The organism is Thiococcus pfennigii (assembly GCF_016583835.1).
Classification (GTDB): Bacteria; Pseudomonadota; Gammaproteobacteria; order Chromatiales; family Chromatiaceae; genus Thiococcus; species Thiococcus pfennigii.
The window spans coordinates 19302-36427 of record NZ_NRRW01000007.1; the positions used below are offsets into that span (position 1 = coordinate 19302).

General features: G+C 70.0%; 8 protein-coding genes and 2 tRNA genes. 5 read left to right on the forward strand and 5 right to left on the reverse strand.

Annotation, left to right across the window (positions count from 1 at the left end):
• Nucleotides 1-12 precede the first annotated feature (12 nt).
• Nucleotides 13-1599: a nif-specific transcriptional activator NifA gene (gene nifA, locus CKO41_RS03760; RefSeq protein ID WP_200248483.1), complete on the forward strand. Its 1587-nt coding sequence runs from the start codon at nt 13-15 to the stop codon at nt 1597-1599.
• A gap of 75 nt (nt 1600-1674) precedes the next feature.
• Here the strand turns inward: nifA and CKO41_RS03765 are convergent.
• From CKO41_RS03765 to CKO41_RS03775, 3 genes are all read right to left on the reverse strand, one after another.
• Nucleotides 1675-1750: transfer RNA gene (locus CKO41_RS03765), tRNA-Asn, on the reverse strand.
• A gap of 226 nt (nt 1751-1976) precedes the next feature.
• Nucleotides 1977-2519: a GspH/FimT family pseudopilin gene (locus tag CKO41_RS03770; protein ID WP_200249800.1), complete on the reverse strand. Its 543-nt coding sequence runs from the start codon at nt 2517-2519 to the stop codon at nt 1977-1979.
• Between the two features lie 129 nt (nt 2520-2648).
• The gene (locus CKO41_RS03775) at nt 2649-3833 is read right to left on the reverse strand and encodes a pyridoxal phosphate-dependent aminotransferase (protein ID WP_207143703.1); all 1185 of its coding nucleotides are present in this window, start codon (nt 3831-3833) and stop codon (nt 2649-2651) included.
• A 108-nt stretch (nt 3834-3941) separates the two neighbouring features.
• Between CKO41_RS03775 and uvrB the strand changes: the two genes are divergently transcribed.
• The 3 genes from uvrB (at nt 3942) to CKO41_RS03790 (ending at nt 8112) form a co-directional block, all read left to right on the forward strand.
• Nucleotides 3942-5948, forward strand: coding sequence for an excinuclease ABC subunit UvrB (gene uvrB / locus CKO41_RS03780; protein WP_200249799.1), 2007 nt, complete (start codon nt 3942-3944; stop codon nt 5946-5948).
• 399 nt (nt 5949-6347) lie between these two features.
• Nucleotides 6348-7106 carry a PilZ domain-containing protein gene (locus CKO41_RS03785; protein WP_200249798.1) on the forward strand — a complete coding sequence of 253 codons (759 nt, stop codon included), beginning with the start codon at nt 6348-6350 and terminating at the stop codon, nt 7104-7106.
• Nucleotides 7107-7137: 31 nt separating this feature from the next.
• A complete protein-coding gene (locus CKO41_RS03790; RefSeq protein WP_200381312.1) occupies nt 7138-8112 on the forward strand; it encodes a pilin in 975 nt (324 codons plus the stop codon).
• Nucleotides 8113-8338: 226 nt separating this feature from the next.
• Here CKO41_RS03790 and mfd read toward each other — a convergent pair whose 3' ends face one another.
• Nucleotides 8339-11860 (reverse strand): transcription-repair coupling factor, encoded by a 3522-nt coding sequence (gene mfd, locus CKO41_RS03795; RefSeq protein ID WP_200249796.1) that lies wholly within the window; start codon nt 11858-11860, stop codon nt 8339-8341.
• 495 nt (nt 11861-12355) lie between these two features.
• Here mfd and CKO41_RS03800 point away from each other — a divergent pair.
• Nucleotides 12356-12429: transfer RNA gene (locus tag CKO41_RS03800), tRNA-Cys, on the forward strand.
• A gap of 296 nt (nt 12430-12725) precedes the next feature.
• Here the strand turns inward: CKO41_RS03800 and CKO41_RS03805 are convergent.
• Entirely contained in the window at nt 12726-16865 is a 4140-nt protein-coding gene (locus CKO41_RS03805; RefSeq protein WP_338115533.1) for a hypothetical protein, read from the reverse strand.
• Nucleotides 16866-17126: the final 261 nt, after the last annotated feature.

Here is a 17126-nt window from a genome sequence, read left to right on the forward strand (position 1 = left end):
TGAAGTCCCGCGATGAGTGGCGCGATAGACGCATCGGGCGCGAGCCAGGAGACGGGCCGTCTGGCCCTGTTGGAATCCCAGCTGGCCGCCCTCTTCGAGGTGAGCAGCATCCTCAGCCGCTCGCTCAATCTGCGCGAGACCCTCTGCGAGCTGCTGAAGGTCCTGCACGACCACGGGCGCCTGCGCTACGGCATGGTGACGCTGGTCGATGCCGACAGCGGCGACCTGCTGGTCAGCGCCCTGCATGACGACAGCTCCGAGACCTTCACGACGGTGCGCTATCGCCCCGGCGAGGGGGTCGTCGGGCGTATCCTGGAGCGCAACGAGCCCTGGATCCTGCCGCGGGTCGGCGACGAGCCGCGCTTTCTCGATCGCTTGAGCCTCTACGACCCGGACCTCCCGTTCATCGGGGTACCGATCCGTGTCGGCGATGAGGGCGCGGTCGGGGTCTTCGCCGCCCAGCCGCAGAGCGCCGACGGGCTACTCGAGGAGCGGGCGCGCTTCCTCGAGATGGTCGCCAACCTGATCGGCCAGGTCGTGCGCCTCGCCCACCGGGTCGCCGAGGAGCAGCAGGCCCTGCGCGAGGAGCGCGACAAGCTGCGCCGGCAGGTCAAGGGGGATCACGGGTTCGAGAACATCATCGGCCGCGCCCAGGCGATGCGCCTGGTCTTCGAGCAGGTCCGCCAGGTCGCCAAATGGAACACGACCGTCCTGATCCGCGGCGAGTCAGGCACCGGCAAGGAGCTGGTCGCCAATGCGATCCACTACAACTCCCCGCGCGCCCGCGGCGCGTTCGTCAAGCTCAACTGCGCGGCCTTACCGGACAACCTGCTCGAATCCGAGCTGTTCGGCCATGAGAAGGGCGCCTTCACCGGGGCCGTCTCCCAGCGCAAGGGTCGCTTCGAGCAGGCCGACGGCGGCACCCTGTTCCTCGACGAGATCGGCGAGATCTCGCCGGCCTTCCAGGCCAAGCTGCTGCGGGTGCTCCAGGAGGGCGAGTTCGAGCGGGTCGGCGGCAACCGGACCCTGAAGGTCGACGTGCGGGTCATCGCCGCGACCAACCGCGACCTCGAGCACGTGGTGCGCAAGGGGGAATTCCGCGAGGACCTCTACTACCGGCTCAACGTCATGCCGATCCGGATGCCGGCCCTGCGCGATCGCCTCGAGGACGTCCCCGACCTGGCCCGCTTCCTGATCACCAAGATCGCGCGGATGCAGGGGCGCGACCTCGACATCACCGACAGCGCCCTGCGCATCCTGATGCGTCACGCCTGGCCGGGCAACGTGCGCGAGCTCGAGAACTGCCTGGAGCGCGCCGCCGTCATGAGCGAGGCCGGCGTCATCGATCGCGACGCGATCCGCCTCAGCGGTCTCGGCGAGGGGCTGGTGGCCGATGCCCCGGCGCCGACGACCTCGGTCGCGCCGGCGCCCAGGTCGGCGGCCATCGAAGATCCGGATCTCGATGAGCGCGAGCGCGTCATTGCGGCGCTGGAAGAGGCCGGATGGGTCCAGGCCAAGGCCGCCCGCCTGCTCAACATGACGCCCCGGCAGATCGCCTATCGCATCCAGACCCTCAACATCAAGGTCCGCCAGTTCTGATACCACGGCCGTACCGGCGGGTGCGCCGCGCAACGAAAAAGGGCCTAGCCTTGCGAGCTAAGCCCTTGCTTTGTTTGGCTCCCCGGGACGGGCTCGAACCGCCGACCTAGTGATTAACAGTCACCCGCTCTACCGACTGAGCTACCGGGGATCAATCAAAGCCCGGCAGTTTACCGGCGGTGCCGGCGATGGTCAAGGCCGTGAGATCGAATCGGCAACCCGGATGCGTTTCGCGTAGCCGCATCGGGTCACACGCCTCGCAGGCACGGTGGTCGTTGACGACGCACACAGGCCGGCCGCGCGCCGTAACCCGGCATCGGCGATCGCCGGCGGTGCCTGCGCCGGTGGGAGCCTGCGACCCGGGTGGGCGGTGGCCGTCAGCCTTGGCATGGATCCTCGCCCGAGGGTGTCTCGACGCGCGGTCGTCCGACGTTGGAGAGGACCACCTTGCGGTGGTCGTCGACGGTGGCGGCCGCGCGCTGGTCGCAGAACAGGAAGGTCTGGTTGCTGCCGCCGGCCGTGCCCAGCGGCTGATAGATGACGCGGTAGCGGTTGCTCCGAATCTGAATCGCGTTCGGGTCGAGCGCACCGCCGACGCGCAGGCGGGCCGCCGGGTCCTTTTCGTCGGTGGTGACGATGTACCCGAGGTGCCAGGCTTGGCCGCCCGTGCAGGTCGCCCCGTCGGCGCTCGGGCAGAGCTGCACGGGCACGCCGCGCTTGATCGCCTCGGAACGGGTGAATTGGAGGTGGGCGATGAGGGCGTTGACGGCGACGGCCATGCGGTTGCGGGCCACCAGGTCGGCGAAGGTCGGTGCGCCGATCGACAAGAGAATGCCGATCAGCGCGATCGCCATCAGGAGTTCGAGCAGGGTCAGCCCGTGGGGGCGAGTGTGGCGGTTGCCTCGTTGCAACTTGTCCATGTCGGCCTCGCTGGATCCATCCAGTACCGATGGAAAGGATGGTCGGTGCAGCGGGATCCGTCAAGGCGGGCGGCCGGGGTGGCCGCCGCGGTTCAGGACAGCTATCGTGGCGCGCGGCGCGGGCGGACCTCAGCCGGCGATGGCGGCGATCCGCTCCAAGGCCCGCTCCAGGTTGTCGCGGCTGGTCGCGATCGAGATCCGGGCATAGCCGCCGAGGCCGAAGGCCGAGCCGGGCACCAGGGCGACGCCGGCCCTTTCGATGAGGTACTCGGCCAGCTCCAGGTCGTCGCCGACCCCGTCCAGCCGCTCGATCAGCCCCTCGACGCGCGGGAAGACGTAGAAGGTGCCATCGGTCGGCAGGCACTCGATGCCCGGGATCCGGTTCAGCCGCTCGACGACCATGTCATGCCGCTCCTTGAAGGCCGCCAGCATGGTCGCGATGCAGTCCTGCGGCCCCTCGAGGGCCGCCTGGGCGGCGACCTGCGAGATCGAGGTCGGGTTCGACGTGCTCTGCGACTGGATCTTCTTCATCGCGCGGATGACCGTCTCGGGCCCGCCGGCGTAGCCGATCCGCCAACCGGTCATCGAGTAGGCCTTGGAGACGCCGTTGAGCACCAGCGTGCGAGGCGCCAGGTCCGGGCAGACGTTGACGATGTTGACGAAGGGCGCCGCGTCCCAGCGGATGTGCTCGTACATGTCGTCGGTCGCGATCAGGGATTGCGGATGGCGGCGAAGGACCTCGCCGAGGGCCTCGAGCTCGGCGCTCGTGTAGGCCATGCCGGTCGGGTTCGAGGGGCTGTTGATGACGACGAGGCGGGTCTTGTCCGTGATCGCCGCCGCGAGCTGCGCGGGCGTGATCTTGAAGCGCTGCTCGGCGCCCGCATCGACGATTACCGGCACCCCGCCGGCGAGCAGGGCCATGTCCGGGTAGGAGACCCAGTAGGGGGCCGGGATCACGACCTCGTCGCCCGGGTCCAGGACCGCCTGGGCCAGGTTGTAGAAGCTCTGCTTGCCACCGCACGAGACGAGGATCTGATCAGGCGTGAAGTGCAGCTGGTTCTCGCGCTCGAACTTGGCGATGACCGCCTGCTTGAGCTCGGGCGTGCCATCGACCGCCGTGTACTTGGTGAAGCCGCGCTCGATCGCCGCGATCGCCGCCTCCTTGATGTGGTCCGGGGTGTCGAAATCCGGCTCGCCGGCGCCGAGACCGATCACGTCCTTGCCCGCGGCCTTGAGCGCCTTGGCCCGCGCCGTGATGGCGAGGGTCGCGGAGGGCTTGACGGCTTGGACGCGGGCGGACAATTTGATGCTCATCGTCGAATTCTCGAATGTTGTGTGGGGGCAGGGAGGGTGGCGGTTCGGCACCACCCGTGAAGACTCCCAATGATAGCTAAACCCCTCAGAGAGAAGAATCCCCGTCCGATGGAAAGGCCCTTTCAGCTCGTGACCTCGCTCGCCCCCGCCGGCGACCAGCCGGAGGCGATCCGCCGCCTCGTCGCGGGTCTCGCCGACGGCGAGGCGGCCCAGACCCTGCTCGGCGTGACCGGCTCGGGGAAGACCTTCACGATCGCCAACGTGATCGCCCAGGTGCAACGCCCGGCCCTGATCCTCGCGCCGAACAAGACGTTGGCCGCCCAACTCTACGGCGAGATGCGCGAGTTCTTCCCGCACAACGCAGTCGAGTACTTCGTCTCCTATTACGATTACTACCAGCCCGAGGCCTATGTCCCCTCGACCGATACCTACATCGAGAAGGACTCCTCGATCAACGAGCACATCGAGCAGATGCGCCTGTCGGCGACCAAGGCCCTCCTAGAACGCCCAGACGTCATCATCGTCGCGACCGTCTCCTCGATCTACGGCCTGGGCGACCCGGATGCCTACCTGAAGATGGTCCTGCACCTCTCGCGCGGGGACATCATCGACCAGCGCGCGCTGCTGCGCCGCCTCGCCGACCTCCAGTACCGACGCAACGAGGTCGAGCTGCACCGCGGCACCTACCGGGTGCGCGGCGACGTCATCGACATCTTTCCGGCCGAGTCCGACGAGGAGGCCCTGCGCGTCGAGCTCTTCGACGAGGAGATCGAGTCCCTGGCGCTGTTCGACCCGCTGACCGGCGAGGTCCGCCGCCGGGTGCCGCGCTACACCGTCTTCCCGAAGACGCACTATGCGACCCCGCGCGAGACCATCTTGGCCGCCATCGAGCAGATCAAGGTCGATCTCAAGGAGCGTCTCGCCTGGCTGCGCGCGAACGACAAGCTGGTCGAGGCCCAGCGCTTGGAGCAGCGCACGCTGTTCGACCTGGAGATGATGCTCGAGGTCGGCTACTGCTCGGGGATCGAGAACTACAGCCGCTACCTCTCGGGGCGCGGGCCCGGCGAGCCGCCGCCGACCCTCTACGACTACCTGCCGGCCAACGCCATCGTCGTCATCGACGAGAGCCATGTCACGGTGCCGCAGCTCGGCGGCATGTACCGAGGGGACCGCTCGCGCAAGGAGAACCTGGTCGAGTATGGCTTCCGGCTGCCCTCGGCGCTCGACAATCGGCCGCTGCGCTTCGAGGAGTTCCAGGCGCGCCAGCCGCAGACCATCTACGTCTCGGCGACACCACGTAGCTTCGAGATCGAGCACTCGGGCGCGATCGTCGAGCAGGTGGTGCGCCCGACCGGGCTGGTCGACCCGCAGGTCGAGGTCCGTCCCGTCCTGACCCAGGTCGATGACCTGCTCTCGGAGATCCGTCTGCGGGTGGCCGCCGATGAGCGGGTGCTGGTGACGACGCTCACCAAGCGCATGGCCGAGGACCTGACCGACTACCTCGGCGACCACGGCGTGCGGGTGCGCTATCTGCATTCGGACATCGACACCGTCGAGCGGGTCGAGATCATCCGCGACCTGCGCCTCGGCGAGTTCGACGTGCTGGTCGGCATCAACCTGCTGCGCGAGGGGCTCGACATGCCCGAGGTCTCGCTGGTGGCGATCCTCGATGCCGACAAGGAGGGCTTCCTGCGCTCGGAAGGATCGCTGATCCAGACCATCGGCCGGGCCGCGCGCAACCTCCATGGCAAGGCGATCCTCTACGCCGACAGGGTCACCGGCTCGATGTGCCGCGCGATCGACGAGACCGAGCGGCGACGCGCCAAGCAGATCGCCCACAATCTCGCCCACGGGATCACGCCGCAGACGATCCGCAAGGCGGTCGCCGACATCCTGGAGGGGGCGTTGCCCGGTGCCCCGAGATCACCGCGCGCCTACGCCAAGGTGGCCGAGGAGGTCATCGAGTACGAGCGCCTGACGCCGCAGCAGATGGCGAAGAAGATCAAGGCCCTGGAGAAGGCCATGTACCGCCACGCCAAGGACCTGGAGTTCGAGCGGGCCGCCGCGATCCGCGATCAGATCAAGAGCCTCCAAGGGCGGGGGCTGGCCGCCTGAGTCTCGGCGATCGGGTCCACCCGAGCGGACCTTCGAAGAGGGCCATCCGGGCCATTGTTCAAGACGCCGAGGGAAGATGCGGTTTCCGCCTCGCTCCATTTCTTGGTCGTCTCGGCGGCCGAAGATGGCGCGGCATCCCGCCCCGCGCTGGCATCCTGAATCTTTCAAGGTGCCTTCAACAGTGATGGGGTTCTCACTTTCAATGCGTCTGGAACCGGACCAATATGTTTAAATTCGGTTCGTGGGAGGCGTGGGACTCACGACGATCGACCGGTATCCGGAGCCCCGGCATCGGTTCGGCCGCGGTCCTGGCCGACCCTCGGCGAGCACAGGTGGTTCCCCTGTTTCGCGCCGAGATCGATACAGGGTAGGAGCTATATTGAGCGAGGAATCTCAGCCATGACCCGAGCAGCCAACGGCGGCAAGACGCCGAACAGGCGCAGGCACTCGCGGTTGCCGATGGAGATTCCGGTCCGTCTCGTCGCGGAAGACATGGGCGGATCCTTGCTGGTCGAGAATCGGGACATCTCCTGGGGCGGCGTCCAGTTCATCGTGGCGCGGGGTGCCTTGACAAGGCCCAAGACGGTCACGCTGACCTTTCCCTGGGCCAAGGGCGATCAGTTCGTCGTGCGCGCCGACATCGTGCGCATCGAGCCGCTCGACGATGGTCGCGATCTGGTTGCGGCGCGCTTCGCGAGCCTATCGGCCGCCGATCAGCAGCGCCTGGAGAAGCTGCTGCGGATGCTCGACGGGGCGAACCGACTATCGGGCGGCGAGGGGGTTGAGTTGGTCCCGACCCTCGAAGTCCTCTTCAACGACCCGGCGGACATGTCCAGCAAGCTGAACGAGATCGCTGCCGGACGCCTCTCGCTCACGGTCTTCAAGGCCTATCAGGTTCATCAGAGCATCCGACTCGTGCTTGCCGGGATCGCCCGGCTCCCGGCCGTGCGGCTGCGTGCCAGGGTGGCCGGCGTAAGGCCCTTGGCCCCGGAGACGGCGCCCGATTGGGATGTGTACGAGGTCGAGCTCTCCTTCGAGCACCCGGCCGAAGAACTCCAACGGATCGTTGCATCGTTCATCGAGCGCCTCTCCCGGATCGAGTCGTCCTCGACGACCGACTGGTCCTTCTCCGCGGACCATTCGGTCGATCTCGGGTGAGATCTCACCGACAATAGCAGGAGTCCATACGATGCACAGTCACGAGAGCGATCGATACCGGCGGCGGGCGCCCAACGGGTTCTCGCTGTTGGAGGTCATGATCGCGGTCGCCGTGGTCGGCATTCTGGCCGCCGTGGCGCTGCCGAGTTATCAGGAGTACATCGTCCGCGGCAAGGTCGCCGAGGGCCTGTCGCTGGCGTCCGGGGCCAAGGTCGCGGTAGCCACCGCCTATCAGGACAGCCGGGGGTTGCCCGTCGACAATGCCGCCGCCGACCTGCCGAGGCCCGAGACGATCCGAGGCCAGTATGTCGGCTCGGTCGCGGTCGTGGACGGCGATATCCATGTGACCTTCAACGACGCCGTGTCGCAGCTCGCCGGCCGCAGCCTGATCCTCGCGGCCTCGGCCGACGGTGGCGCCATCGACTGGTGCTGCTACAGCCCTAACATCGCGCCGCGTTTCCTGCCGGCGAATTGTCGGGATAGTGCGGCTTGTGGTGTTGATGCGGCGGCCTCCGGCGATGGTGCGAGCTCGGGCAGTGGCGAATCTGACACAGGTGTCGGGACGGGCAGCGATTCCGGGACGGGCAGCGATTCCGGGACGGGCAGCGATTCCGGCACGGGCAGTGATTCCGGCACGGGCAATGATTCCGGCACGGGCAATGATTCCGGGACGGGCAGCGATTCCGGGACGGGCAGTGATTCCGGCACGGGCAGCGATTCCGGCACGGGCAGCGATTCCGGCACGGGCAGCGATTCCGGTACGGGTAGTGATTCCGGTACGGGCAGTGATTCCGGTACGGGCAGTGATTCCGGTACGGGTAGTGATTCCGGTACGGGTAGTGATTCCGACGCGGGTGCGGGCTCCGGCATTGGTGGATGCCCCGTCGGCTATACGCCAGCGGGCAGGAGCGGGAACTGCAAGCCGATCGATGAGGAGAACGCTGGAGAATGCCCGGATGGCTGGAAGCCAGTCGGTAAATCCGGCAATTGCAAGAGAAAGGGCTAGCAGGTTCGGCGTTTATGTCACCCGGGCTCGGAGCTAGGGTGGATCCGGACAGGACGTCTTGGTTGGACCATCGGTGACGGTAGCCTGGCTGCGTCTGGTGGTCGGTGTTCGAGTGCCGTTCTTCGCGGAAATCGGGCGCGGGGGTGGCGGTGGGGCCCGGTCGGTGCGCAATGCATACCCTCTGGGTTCCACCCGCCACCCTTGGCGCGGGTGATCCCCGGACGAATCAATCGATGATCTGCGCGACCACGGCCTCGACCTGGGCGAGCCGTTCGTGCGGTTCGGCCATGTCGCGGTAGAAGCGCAGCTTGTCGCCGCCGTCGAGCTTGAAGCTGTGCGGGTGGCGCTGGAGGAGGGCGACGAGGCGCGCGGGGTCGATGCGGGCCTCGGGGGCGAACAGGATGCGTCCGCTGCTCGGGCCGGCCTCGATCTTGCGGATGCCGAAGGGCTGGACGCGCAACTTCAGCGCCGTGATCCCGAACAGGTTCTTGGCCGGCTCGGGCAGCAGGCCGAAGCGGTCGATCATCTCGACCTGGAGCTCCTCGAGCTCGGCGCGGCTCGCGGCGCTCGCGATCCGCTTGTAGAGGACGAGGCGGGCGTGCACGTCGGGCAGGTAGTCGGCGGGCAGCAGCGCCGGTAGCTGGAGGTCGATCTCGGCGCCGTGGTCGAGCGGCCGGTCGAGCTCCGGCGTGCGCCCGGCCTTGAGCGCCTGCACGGCACGCTCGAGCAGATCCATGTAGAGCGAGAAGCCCACCTCGTGGATCTGACCGCTCTGCTCGTCGCCGAGCAACTCGCCGGCGCCGCGGATCTCCAGGTCGTGGGTCGCCAGCGTGAAGCCGGCGCCGAGGTCTTCGAGCGATTCGATCGCCTCGAGGCGCTTCTTCGCATCGTCCGTCATCGCCTGGGGCGGTGGCGTGATCAGGTAGGCGTAGGCGCGGTGGTGCGAGCGCCCGACCCGCCCGCGCAGCTGGTGTAGCTGGGCGAGGCCGAGCCTGTCGGCGCGGTTGATGACGATGGTGTTGGCGCTCGGCACGTCGATGCCGCTCTCGATGATGGTCGTGCAGACCAGCAGGTTGAAGCGCTGGTGATAGAAGTCGCGCATGACCCGCTCGAGCTCGCGCTCGCGCATCTGCCCGTGGGCGATCTCGATGCGCGCCTCGGGGACCAGTTCGGCGAGCTTGCGCGCCTGGGTCTCGATCGACTCGACCTCGTTGTGCAGGAAGTAGACCTGGCCGCCGCGCTTGAGCTCGCGCAGGCAGGCCTCGCGGACCAGGACCGCGTTCCAGGGCGCGACGAAGGTCTTGATCGGGTGACGCTCGACCGGCGGGGTGGCGATGATCGAGAGGTCGCGCAGCCCCGACATCGCCATGTTCAGCGTGCGTGGGATCGGCGTGGCGGTCAGCGTCAGGACGTCGACCTCGGCGCGCAGGGCCTTGAGCGCCTCCTTGTGGCGCACGCCGAAGCGGTGCTCCTCGTCGATGATCGCGAGCCCCAGGTCCTTGAACTGGACCGAGCCTTGCAGCAGCTTGTGGGTGCCGATGCAGATGTCGAGCGTGCCGTCGGCGAGGCCGTCGAGGATGCGTTTCTGCTCCTTCGCGGTGCGAAAGCGCGACAGGCTCTCGATGCGGATCGGCCAGTCGGCGAAGCGGTCGGAGAAGTTCTCGAAGTGCTGCTGGGCGAGCAGCGTCGTCGGCACCAGCACGGCGACCTGGCGGCCACCCTGGACGGCGACGAAGGCCGCGCGCATCGCCACCTCGGTCTTGCCGAAGCCGACGTCGCCGCAGACGACGCGGTCCATCGGTTTGCTGTCCGCCATGTCGGCGAGCACGGCCTCGATCGCCCGGGACTGATCCGGGGTCTCCTCGAACGGGAAGGCGGCAGCGAAGGCCGTGTACTCGGCCTCGCTGGTGGGGAAGGCGACGCCGACACGCGCGGCGCGGCGGGCGTAGATGTCGAGCAGCTCGGCGGCCACGTCGTGGGCCTTCTGGGCGGCGCGGCGGCGGATCTTCTCCCACTGGTCGCCGCCGAGGCGGTGCAGCGGCGCCTGCTCGGGCGAGGCGCCCGTGTAGCGCGAGATCAGGTGCAGCGACGAGACGGGTACGTAGAGCTTGTCGCCGCGGGCGTATTCGAGGGTCAGGAACTCGGTCGTCAGGCCGCCGACGGTCAGGGTCTGGAGCCCCAGGTAGCGGCCGACGCCGTGGTCCTCGTGGACGACCGGGGCGCCCTCGGTGAGCTCGGTGAGGTTGCGCACGACGGTCTCGTCGTCGCGCTCGCGGCTGCGCCGGCGGCGCTCCTGGCGTACCCGCTCGCCGTAGAGCTGGGTCTCGGTGACGACGGCGAGGTCCCGGTCGGTGAGCCAGAGACCCTGTTCGAGGGGCGCGACCGTGAGGCCGAGCGGCACCTCGCCGGCGACGAAGTCGGCCCAGCCGGCGACCGCCTGCGGCTTCAGGCCGAAACCGCGCAGCTGGTCGGCGAGCATCTCGCGCCGCCCCGTGCCCTCGGCGACCAACAGGACCCGGCGCCCGGCGGTGGCGACGAATGCCTGGAGGGCCTGGGCCGGATGGGCCGCGCGCGGCTGGATCGCGAGCGGCGGCAGCGTCCGGGTCGCGAAGGGATGGACGGCGCTATAGCCCTTGTCGCGCTCGGCGATCGCGAGCGCCCGGTAGCGTACGCCGTTCAGGCGGTTGAGCCGTGCGGCCAGTTCGTCGGCGCCGAGATAGAGCCGCGCCGGCGGCAGCGGTGGGCGCTCGATGTCGCCGCGGCGCTGCGCGTAGCGCTCGGCGACCTCGGCGAGAAAGCCCGCGGCGGCCTCGCGGCAGCCGTCGGCCTCGATCGTCAGGACCCCCTCGGGCAGGTAATCGAGCAGGCTCGCGGTCTCGTCGAAGAAGAGCGGCAGGTAGTATTCGATGCCGCCCGGCACCCGCGACTGCGAGACCTCGCGGTAGATCAGGCTACGCGTCGGGTCGCCCTCGACCGCGGCCCGGTAACGTTGGCGGAAGGCGCTGATCGCCTCGTCGGTCAGCGGCAACTCGCGGGCCGGCAGCAGGCGGATCTCGCGAACCTTCTCCAGCGTGCGCTGGCTGTCGGGGTCGAAGGTGCGCAGGCTCTCGACCTCGTCATCGAAGAGATCGATGCGGTAGGGCGTGTCGCTCCCCATCGGGAAGACATCGAACAGCGAGCCGCGCACCGCGAACTCGCCATGCGCGATGACCTGCGAGACGCACTGGTAGCCGGCCTGCTCGAGGCGTCGGCGGGTCGCCTCCAAGTCGAGCCGGTCACCGACGGCGAGCATCAGCGAATGGGCGTCGAGGTAGGTCTGCGGGGCGAGCCGTTGGAGCAGGGTGGCGATCGGCACCACGAGGACGCCGCGGCGCAGGCCCGGCAGGCGGTGCAGGGTCGCGAGCCGCTCGGAGACGAGTTCCGGCAGCGGCGAGAAGACATCGTAGGGCAGGGTCTCCCAGTCGGGAAAGGCGAGGACCGGGATCGCTGCCTCGGTAGGCGCCTCGCCGCGGGTGGCGGCACCGAGGAAGAAGGCGAGCTCGCCGCGCAGGCGCGCGGCGGCCTGGACGTCCTCGACCACGACCAACAACAGCCGATCGGCGCGCGCGGCCGCCGAGGCGATGGCCAGGGCCGGGCTGGCGCCATGGAGCCCTTCCCATTGGAGGCGGGCGCCGGGGCGCTCCGGCAGCGGTGGGGCGAGGGCAGTGTGCAACGTCGGGTCGTCGACGTCCGGGCGGGGGGAAGACATGCTATCGGGATGTGTTGGGCTGATCGAGGTCGGCAGCGGGGGGCCGAGACGGGGCATCGCCCGGCGTTGCCGCGGATTCTCGCACAGCCGTCGGCCGGGTGCAGCCGATTAGGTCCAATGCGCGGGCGTGCCGGGCGGTCGAGCCGCTGGTCGCCGAGGACGCTGTCGGGTTACGGCGCGCGCAATCCTTTGTTTTATCACGACCGCCGTGCCAGCGCGCCCAACCCTGCCTCCTCGCACGGCGCCGCGGCCCGTAGGTCGGGTTAGCCCCCCGCGGGGGCGTAACCCGACGGCCGACACCGTGGCGCCGCCGAGGCCCCTGTCGGGTTACGGCGCGCGCAATCCTTTGTTTTACCAGGACCGCCGTGCCAGCGCGCCTAACCCGACCTACGGGCCTTCGATTGCGTGCCCCGTCGATCGGAACGGCTCTGCGGTGCCGGTGACGCACGCCGGGCTAGTGACAAACGGGCGCGTGTCGCTATAATGACCGGCCTTGGCTGAGTGGCAGAGTGGTTATGCAGCGGCCTGCAAAGCCGTGTACCTCGGTTCGATTCCGGGCTCAGCCTCCAATATCGAACGACGAGAAAGGGCTGGTCATCCAGCCCTTTTTTCGTTGCCTCCCGTCCCGGCCTGGACCATGTCGCGAGCGGCGTTCATGCCCTGGGCTCCACCTGTCGCCACGGCAGCCGTCTTCCGCCTAGGCATTCGGATCCCGACGCCGTCTACGCGGCGTGGCGTAGGGCGGGAAAGCACAGCGCATCCCGCCATCCACCTCCGCCATCGACCATCGAGCATCGATCATCGGCCTCCGCCATCCGCCTGACGCGCCCGTCCCGTGCGGCTCGATGCGCTGGCGTTTTCCGCCTCACGCATGGTCGGCCCTGCGCTCCTTCTGGCACCACAGCGTCGGCGCGGCGAAACCCTGCCAGCCCCAGCGCAGCCAGTCGAGGAGGCGCCAGGCAAGCCACAGCGCCCAGGCGAGCATCAGCGCGCGGTAGACCCAGATCGGCGCCGAGAACACGGTGACGGGCTCGGTCTGCGCCCCCTGGCGGTCGAGGTACCAATTGAGCTGGGTCGCCGAGGAGCCGTTGCCGGCCACCTGCATCGCCGGGTCGCCGAGCAGCCCCTGTTGCACGGCTGCGATCAGCGCCGAGAGGGCGACGACGGTGAGCAGGACGAGGCCGATCTGGGCGAGATTGAACCAGCGACTCGGGGTCTCTTCGCCGAGCCGGCGGCGCAGGCCGAGCGCGAACAGCCACAGGGTGACGAGCGCCGCGACCCAGACCCCGGCCTGGCTGAGGCCGACGCCGAGCAGGAGCCAGCTCGCGAAGCCGAGCGGTGTGAGCGGCGAGCGGGCGAGGACGACGGCGGCGAGGGCCAGCACGATCAGGAGTCCCCAGAAGAGGACCGCCGGCCCGACCCCCGGGCCGGACGTCCACAAGAGCCAGCGGTCGCGGCCGAGCTGGACCTGGGTCTCCGCGTTGACGCCGGGGCTGCCCAGTTCGACGACCGCCGGGCGGTAGATCGCGGCGAGCGGCGTCGGCTCGCGCCAGGCGAGCGCGACCTGCTGGCTGCCCGGCACCAGCGGCAGGTCGAGGGTGCGGTCCTGCAGCGCGAGCGGGCGGGGGACGCCGTCGACGGTGAAGCCGGTGAGCTCGGCCCCGGCCGGCAGCCGGATCGCATGACGCCCGCCTTGGCTGCTGCGCAGTGCGAGTTCGAGGGTCGCCTCGCTCGCGCGTCGCCCGGGCGTGAGCCGATAGAGGCTGCGATCCAGGGTCAGGGTCGGCCCGACCACGCCGACCGGACGCGACAGCGCGAGGACCAGCCGTTCGCCCGGCCAGGGCCGCCAGGTCGGCAGCCAGCGCTCGGCGGCGTCCAGGTTCTGCACCGGCGGCACGCCGCTCGCTTCCAGGTGCCAAACGGGGCTGACCTCCAGGCGCCAGACCTCGGTCAGGCGTGGGTCGTCGGCGGCGACGAGGGTCAGCCGATCGACCGGCGTCAGCGTCGCGGACCAGGTCAGCCGCTGGCGACCCGGCGGTAGCGAGGCGAGCAGGTGGCCCTCATCGACCTGGAGGCCAGCCGTCGTGACGGCCTCGCCTGCGATCAGCGGCACGCGCAAGGCGACGGCCGGGTCCGGCGGCGACAGGCGCGCGATCTCGGTCTCGACGGTCCAGTCGAGGCCGAGCCGCAACGTGCGGGTGACGCGCAGGAGCGGCGGGGTGGTCCGCGCCCCGTCAGGAGGCTGATCGGCCTCGGGAGACTCCGCGGCGGCCGCCTGCACGTTGACGAGCCGCAGCTGTTCGCCGGGGCGTCCGGCGCTGTCGATGCCCTCGAGCTGCCAGGGTTCGGCGAGCCGGGCCGTGACGAGGCGCGGACGCAGCGGCAGCGGGATATCGATCGGGCCGGTCGGCGGCAGCGGGCCGGACAGGGCCAGCCGATGGCGCCCGGCCGGCACCGGCGCGAGGAGGCCGCCGTCGCTGCCGCGTCGCAGGCCGGTCAGCGGCGCACCGTCGAGCAGGCTGTCGCGCGGCGCCCAGCCCCCGGTCGGGGTCGGCAGCGGGAGCGCCACGGCCTCGGCGGCATCGATCTCGAGGAACAGGTGCAGGTGTCCGGGCGAGGCTTGGACACCGAGTTGCGCGATCTCGGCGCAGCGCGGCAGGCAGTCCGGCGGCTCGAGGAGACGGCGCTTGAGCTCATCGAGTAGCGCCGGCGGTGGGAAGGCGGCTGGCGCCTGCGTCGCTGCCGTGGGCGAGGGGTCGGCGCGCAGGTCGCCGCCGGGTGCGAGCGCGAGTGCGCCGGCGAGGAACAGGCCGGCGAGCCCGAGTGGGGCGGCTGCCCGGACGGCGGCGGTCGGCAGCCGCAGGCGGTCGGCGAGCCGCAGGCCGAGCGTCAGCACGAGCAGGACCTGGAGCACCGCCAACAGCAGGGCCGCCGCGGGTGGCAGGAGCCACAGCCGCAGCGTCTGCCCGGGCGCGACCGGTCCGCTCCAGCCGAGCGTGAAGGCCCGCCAGGTCCAGTCCGGCACGCCGGCGCCGGTCTGGATCAGGGCGCCGGGCGCGAGCGTCGGCAGGGGTTTGGGCGCGGATGGGGCGAGGCTCGGGGCGGGGATGGACTTGCGCATGGCCTGCCTGGCCTCGTCCAGCGCGACCTCGCTCTCGGGCATGGTGTCGTAGAACTGGAAGTTGGGTCGCATGCGCGTCCCCGCATCCGTTCTGAGCAGGGCGGTACGGTCTGGGCGATCGAGCTGCGGGAACAGGCCGTCGCGCAACTCGGTGACGAGGAACGGCAGCGCGATCAGGGCCAGCGCCAGCAGGGCGCCGCGGTAGTAGAGCCCGAGCAGGGCGCGCAGCGTCCCGAAGGTCTTGCCGCTGGGGGCGTTTGGCAGCAGCCGCAGCAGCGCCACACCGGCGAGGACGTGCAGCCAGACCCAGCGTGGCGCCCCGGGCTCCTGCCAGACGAGGGTGAGGGTCGCGAGCGCGAGTAGCCCCCAGGGCCAACCCCAGAGTCGGCCGGTGGCGAGCGCGATGATCAGGACGAGGAAGATGTCGAGCAACGACCAGCGGGCGAGCCAACTGTCGGGCAGGTTGTCGACGCCGGCGACGGCGAGCAGGTCCCAACCGGGCGGCAGGTGCAGGCGGGTCTCGACCGCCTCGAGCGGGAGCGACCAGCCCGAGGCGGGTAGGGTGACCCCGAGGGCGACCGGCCCGCTCGCGATGCGCGCATCGGCGACGAGGTCGAGGTGCCCCTGGCGGACCTCGACGCCCTCGCGCGCCGGGCCCTCGGCGCCTGGCAGGTGGGTGATCACGCGCGGTTCGCCATCGATCTCGACCTGGCCGAGGGCGAGCGCGGGCTCGGCCTCTAGTCGCCAGCGTTCCTCCAGCCGGCCGCTCAGGCGGTCGCGGACGCTGAAGGCGGCGCCACCGTAGTCGAGGCGCAGTTCCCGTTGGAGCCGGATCCGGTCGGCGCCCGAGGCGCCCCGCCGCAGCGGCGTCAGGGTCAGGGTCTGACCCGGGCGCAGCAGGTAGGCGGGCAGGCGTTGCCAGTCGTCCGGCAGGCGGGTCAGGCGCGGATCGACGAGTTCGGCGCCGCCGATCTCGACCTGGCGGAGGTCCGGCTGGGCGGCGAAGGCCCAGACCTCCTCGGCCGGCCAGGGCCCGGCCCGATCGGTCAGGGTCAGGGCCTCGATCGGGCCCGGATGGTGGCTATCGAGCGTCACGACCCAGCGGCCTGGGCGCAGCTGCACCTGGAGGAACCAACCGTCTGCGTCGCCCTCGTCCGGTGCCTCGACCAGCCGAGCCGGCAGCGGGCTCTCCAGGCGCAGCGGGATGCCGCCTGGGAGCGGTACGGGTCCTAGGGTCAGCTCGCGGGGCTGGCCGGAGACGTCGAGCGCGAGCCGGGTGCGCACCTGCAACGGGACGCCGTCGTCGATGCGCCGCATCACCTCCAGGGCCAGCGTGTCGGGTTCGGCGACGGCCGCCGGTCGCGGGCGCTGGCCGAGCCAGAGCTGGCCCTGGGCGTCGAGCCTGGGAAGGGGGATCGTCTCGTCGTCGAGCCGCAGCGCCAGCAGGCCCGTCTCCGGCGGCACCGCCAGCACCTGGGGGCGGCGCTCCCAGAGGAATCGTCCGCTGAGCCGATGCGCCCCAGCGGCGAGCCGGACCGCAGGTCGCCCGGCCTGTTCGACGACTGGCGTCGGTATCTCGTCGACGACGACCTGCTGCGGCCAGGCGCCCTCCCCGCCGGGCAGTGGCACCCAACCCTCGGCCGCGAGCTCCCAACCCTGTTCGAAGCGTCCACCGTCGCGATCGAGCTCCAACGCCAAGCGGCCGGGCCAGGCGCAGATCCGGCCGCTGTCGCGCCCGGTACCGAGCGGGCAGCCCCGCTCGTCGTCGCCCTCGAGGACCCAGTCGACCCAAGGGGCGAGGGACTCGGGGACCGAGACCGCCGCGGGCTCCGCGCCGCCGATGGCCGGCAGGGCGAGGGACAGGACGCCGATCAAGGCGGCCACGGGGAGGCATCGAATCAATGGGAACATGGTGCTCCGCCGGCTGGGTTCGTCTCGGTCTCTAAGCCTAGCGCAACGGCGCGGCTTGCGGCCCGCGACCTTGCCCCGCGGCGTTGCGCACCGCACCATCGACGTTGCGCCTCGATGGGCAAGGACGACAAGAAACTACGAAAAACACGAAAGTCGCGAAAAAACAGCCGGTGCTCCTGTGTCTATTCGGCCGTTTCGCGTGTTTAGCGTGTTTCGTAGTTCCAAGAATATGTA